Source organism: Paenibacillus sp. P4_A7 (genome assembly GCF_056402455.1).
The window spans coordinates 1-5,237 of the sequence record NZ_JBFUHJ010000402.1 but is presented as its reverse complement, the minus strand read 5'-3'; the positions used below and the strand labels follow the sequence as shown (position 1 = coordinate 5,237).

Here is a 5,237-nt window from a genome sequence, read left to right as displayed (position 1 = left end):
ATTTGTCAGCTTCTGTAGATGCAGCAATAACGGTTTCACCAACTAGTTTCGCTTCCTTAAGAGCTTTGTCAGCCCATGCCCCAGTCATCACATAAGCGCCTGGACGTCCTGGACGTACTAGGTTGAGCGGCAGCATCGCGAATTGCGTGCTTGCTCCACCTTGCAGCAGAAGCACTTGATAGTTATCCGGAATCCCGAACAATTCACGCAGCAAAGCTTGTACGTCGTTATTCACTTGCTCGTACAATGGACTCCGATGCGACATTTCCATAATGGACATGCCCGCACCCTTATAATCAACAAATTGCTCCTGAGCTTGCTTTAGTACCTCGAGAGGTATTGCAGCTGGTCCTGCATTAAAATTAAATGCTCTTGTCATTTGGGTACCCACCTCGTTTTCTTGATATCTGATATGGTTATGATAGCAATTTTGAAGAGAAGCATCAAGTGTATTCCACATATTCGAACAACAAAAAGTCGAACGTATGTCGAATTACTGTCACTAAACATTCGGTTTTTATGCATATTGTTAGCTAATAAAAAGAAAAGGGCCCCATTGGGACCCTCATTTTAGGAATAATAGCATTAGGTTTAGCAATCGTAGTAAAGGCTGAACTCATGCGGATGAATACGAATGGCAACAGCTTTTGCTTCTTGACGTTTGATTGCTACGTAGTTATCGATAAAGTCTTGTGAGAATACGCCGCCTTCAGTCAAGAAAGTAGAATCAGCTTCCAACGCATTAAGAGCCTCGTCAAGTGTTCCAGGAACACTGCGGATTTCTTTCTTCTCTTCTTCTGGCAAATCGTAAATGTTTTTATCAAAAGGACCATAGCCAAGAGCTACTGGATCAAGCTTACGCTTGATGCCGTCCAGACCAGCAAGCAGCATTGCTGCGAAAGCTAGGTAAGGGTTAGCTGTGTTATCCGGCGTACGGAACTCAATACGACAGCCTTTAGCAGTTACAGCAGCAATCGGAATACGAATAGCAGCTGAACGATTACCTTTAGAGAATACAAGGTTAACTGGCGCTTCGTAACCAGGCACTAGACGTTTGAAAGAGTTCGTGCTTGGGTTAGTAATTGCGATCAAAGCCGGTGCGTGGTAAAGCACGCCGCCGATATAATGCATAGCCATTTCACTCAGGTTTGCATAAGCGCCTTTATCGTAGAACAACGGTGAATCGCCATTGAAAATGGATGTATGAACGTGCATACCGCTTCCGTTGTCACCGAACAATGGTTTCGGCATGAAAGTAGCCGTTTTGCCATATTGGCGAGCTGTGTTGTGAATAACATATTTAAATTTCATAAGATTGTCAGCTGTTTTTGTTAGAGTGTCAAAACGGAAGTTAATTTCAGCTTGACCAGCAGTTGCAACTTCATGGTGATGACGTTCAACGCGAAGACCTGTTTCCTGCAAAATGCGAACCATTTCGCTACGGATGTCTTGCTGGGAGTCAACTGGAGCTACTGGAACATAGCCGCCTTTAACTGGAATTTTCGAACCAAGGTTACCGCCATCTTCTTTACGGTTCGTATTCCAGCCAGCTTCCTCGGATTCAACGATGTAAGAAGAAGAATTCATTGTGCTTTCGTAGCGAACTTCGTCGAAAATAAAGAATTCAGGTTCTGGAGCGAAATATGCTGTAGTACCAACGCCAGTTGTTTGAAGAAATTCTTCAGCCTTTTGAGCGATGCTACGTGGATCGCGATCGTAACGATCTCCTTCTGGAGTATGAATGTTACACATGATGTTAAGTGTTGGATGATCAGTGAATGGATCGATAAATGTGGATTCTGTATCTGGCATCATAACCATGTCTGAGTTTTCAATTCCGCGGAAACCTTGGATTGAAGACCCATCAAATGCCACCCCATTAACAAAAGTATCAGCGTCAACCTCAGCCGCAGGTAGTGTAATGTGGTGTGCATGACCAAGTAGATCCACAAAGCGGAAATCTACAAACATAATGTTATTTTCTTGAATATTGTCCAAAACATTTTTAACTGACATTAGATATTCCTCCATTTCCGAACGTTAGCGTAGTGTTGAACAAGTAATGTTCAATAATTGCTGTAAAACCATGTCGTTATTATAAAACTTGGCTTCGATCTCCGTCAATAGCTATGTTAGGTATTTTTTAATCTCATGTTAGGTTTACTCACAAGTTTGATTTGTTGTTCACAAATCATTCTGAATATTTAAACTAAAAAACCGCGTAATCCCTGATAAATCAGGAATTACACGGTTTTGACGCTCTATTAAATTTTCCACTCTTTGAATGCTTCTGCAGGAGCTTTAGGCGTATCAAATTGTTTGCCTACAATAGGAGCGAGCTTTTCTAGATCTTTTAATAAATTCGCAAATTGATCTGGGAATAGGGATTGAACACCGTCACCTGTCATAGAATTATCGGGGTCCGTATGCATTTCAACAATTAATCCGTTTGCTCCAGCCGCAACCGACGCCTTGGACATTGGCTCTACCAATTCGCGACGACCTGTACCATGGCTTGGATCAGATATTACAGGTAAATGGCTAAGTGATTGTAATACTGGTATTGCAGTCAAGTCCAACGTGTTGCGTGTATAGGTTTCAAACGTCCTAATACCGCGTTCACATAACATAACATTTGGATTGCCACCTGCCAAAATGTATTCCGCTGCATTTAGAAACTCATCATAGGTGGAGCTGAATCCGCGTTTTAGTAAAACCGGTGTTTGAATCGTACCTAGTTTACGCAGCAAATCGAAGTTTTGCATATTCCGCGTCCCTACTTGAAGAATATCCGCATATTCTGCACAAACATCAACATACTCCGGTGTCATTACCTCCGTAATGGTAAGCAAGCCATGCTTCTTGCCCGCTTCCGCCATCATAGCCAGACCTTCTACACCTACTCCTTGGAAGCTGTATGGCCCCGTACGTGGCTTGAAAGCACCTCCGCGCAATACTTGACCGCCTGCCGCTTTAACGAGACGAGCGATCTCGTCTATTTGCTCTGGTGTCTCAACCGCACATGGCCCGCCCATAATAACTAGATTGCTTCCGCCAATTTTAACCCCTTTAATATCGATTACTGTATCGTCTGGATGAAAATCACGACTAGCAAGCTTATAAGACTTCGAAATCTTGATAACGTTCTCTACACCTTTCAATTGGCGCAAGTGCTCTGCAAGGGTAGGCTCCGCTTTCCCGATAATTCCAATAACAGTACGATCAGTCCCTTTGGATACATGCGCTTGAACACCTGTCTTTTCGATTTGGGCAACAATTTCTGTAATCCGCTCATCAGCGATGTTTGCATTTGTTATTACGATCATAATGATCACTCCTAATTGGTTTATTATTTTTATGAGAGACTTATAGACTTGGAGACTTAACTTAATCACTTAAACACTTTTCTAGACTATCTAGATTTTTATATACTTCTAGATTTTTTTTGCTTGTCTAGATTTTTCTAGACTCTTCTGGGTGTTTTATTGCTTATCTAGAATTTTTATAGAAATAAAGAGACGTTTCTAGATTTACCTAGGTCTTTCTGTTATATCAATACTTTTTAACATATCTGACCGTTTCTAACCCCGAACCCAAAAGTTTCACGCTGCAACGCTTATACGCTTTATAGCTTTTATGCTTTGTGGCTTCTACGCTTTTAATCACTAAAGTAAATATACAAGAAAAAACGTCCGTCGTCAACCCAAAACACAAAAAAACACCAAACGCACTGGAAACACTTAATACTCTTGATACACTTAACCACATATCAGAAATATAAAGCATAAAACACAAAGAATAAAACACAAAGTACAAAATTCAAAATTCAAAATTCAAAATTCAAAATTCAAAATTCAAAATTCAAAATCATTCTCCTTCTATTATTAAAGGAACAACCTAAAACCACTGCTTGAAATCATGAACCCTTTTCGAATGCGGCGGGGTATCCAATTATCATCGGTATTTTTCAACAAAGGTATAAGGTTAGGCAATCAGATTGGATATTGTACATTCAAACACCTGATTATTCCAATCCCCTTGTATTTGAATGGAAAAGATACAGTCAAACAGGACCCTAGAAGCTATTTGTCTACTAAAAGGGCGATTAGCTTGGATAAAATACAGTCTGAGATCAAATAAAAGGATTATATGTAGTTTTGATTGCATGAAACACAGTCAAATTCAAATACAGCTTATGAATTCATCTACTCTCACTATTGTTAACCTCTGATTTCATTTTGAGTACTATTCACAAAATTATCTAGTCTGTTAATAATCTTTAAGCGGGTTGGGTTGGGTTGGGTGTCCGCCTTATGAACCAATCTCACTAATTAGTGAGTGAATACTCACTTTTTCATCTTCAAATGCTACAAGTCAATAAATAATGAGGAAAACCTCACTCGCCATGAGGATTACTTCACGGGGAGTGAGGTTTTCCCCACTAATAAGAAACATAATTTAGTTTAAAAATGACATAGTGAGTTTATCCTCACTAATTAGTGAGGATCCACAGTCCGACTCGATATAAGAACACCATAGTTACGTTAACGAAAACCACGTAGCAATCTCATACTAATCATCTCTTCGTTTACCCATATACGTTTCAGATGAGCTCCCCGACTTCCTACTACTGTTTCAAACAAAACCAATATCTGTTCTAGTTTAAACAGTTGTAGTTGAATCCGAAGCTGTATCTGGCACAGTTACTTCCGACTTCGCTCGAATGTTCGGCAGCAGCTTGTTCATGTTTATCGTACGACGAATTTCCCATGTGTCAGGATTGTTATGATCGTATTGCTCCAAATAGCTAATGACCTCTTTGGTAAGCGCCGTTGGTGTGGATGCTCCTGAAGTAACTGCAATACGGTCAATACCCTTCAACCACTCCTGTTCGATCTCTGACACATCGGACACACGATATGCCTTAACGCCCGCGATTTCTTCAGAAACCTGAGCTAAGCGGTTTGAGTTGTTGCTGCGTGGATCTCCAACTACAATGCATAGCTGCGCTATGCCAACTTGATCAGCTACCGCCTCTTGGCGTACTTGTGTAGCTAAACAAATCTCATTATGAACCTCAGCATCCGGATAGCGTTCAACTAGACGGTTAATAATATGACGAATATCCCACTGTGACATTGTCGTTTGGTTCGTTATAATCGTTTTGCCTTCTGGAATGTTAAGAGCAGCTATTTCTTCTTCTCGTTCAATCAGGTGAACACGATCTGGCGCTACAC

General features: G+C 40.8%; 3 protein-coding genes and 1 pseudogene. All 4 read right to left on the bottom strand.

All coding sequences use genetic code 11. The features are described 5' to 3' along the window. Window positions 1-379 (bottom strand): aminotransferase class V-fold PLP-dependent enzyme (locus tag AC1DWN_RS27375; RefSeq protein WP_477562048.1); only part of this gene is annotated, 379 nt, incomplete at its 3' end. Window positions 380-591: 212 nt separating this feature from the next. Further along, window positions 592-2,016, bottom strand: coding sequence for a type I glutamate--ammonia ligase (glnA, locus tag AC1DWN_RS27370; RefSeq protein ID WP_477562047.1), 1,425 nt, complete (start codon window positions 2,014-2,016; stop codon window positions 592-594). Window positions 2,017-2,264: 248 nt separating this feature from the next. Then, the gene (gene aroF / locus AC1DWN_RS27365; protein ID WP_477562046.1) at window positions 2,265-3,326 is read right to left on the bottom strand and encodes a 3-deoxy-7-phosphoheptulonate synthase; all 1,062 of its coding nucleotides are present in this window, start codon (window positions 3,324-3,326) and stop codon (window positions 2,265-2,267) included. A gap of 1,336 nt (window positions 3,327-4,662) precedes the next feature. Further along, window positions 4,663-5,237 (bottom strand): annotated as a pseudogene (locus AC1DWN_RS27360) (4-hydroxy-3-methylbut-2-enyl diphosphate reductase); the annotation flags it as partial.

What these genes read in the sequence shown, in the direction of transcription:
- glnA (WP_477562047.1), bottom strand. Translation starts at nt 2,016, where the DNA reads ATGTCAGTTAAAAATGTTTTGGACAATATTCAAGAAAATAACATTATG.
- aroF (WP_477562046.1), bottom strand. Translation starts at nt 3,326, where the DNA reads ATGATCGTAATAACAAATGCAAACATCGCTGATGAGCGGATTACAGAA.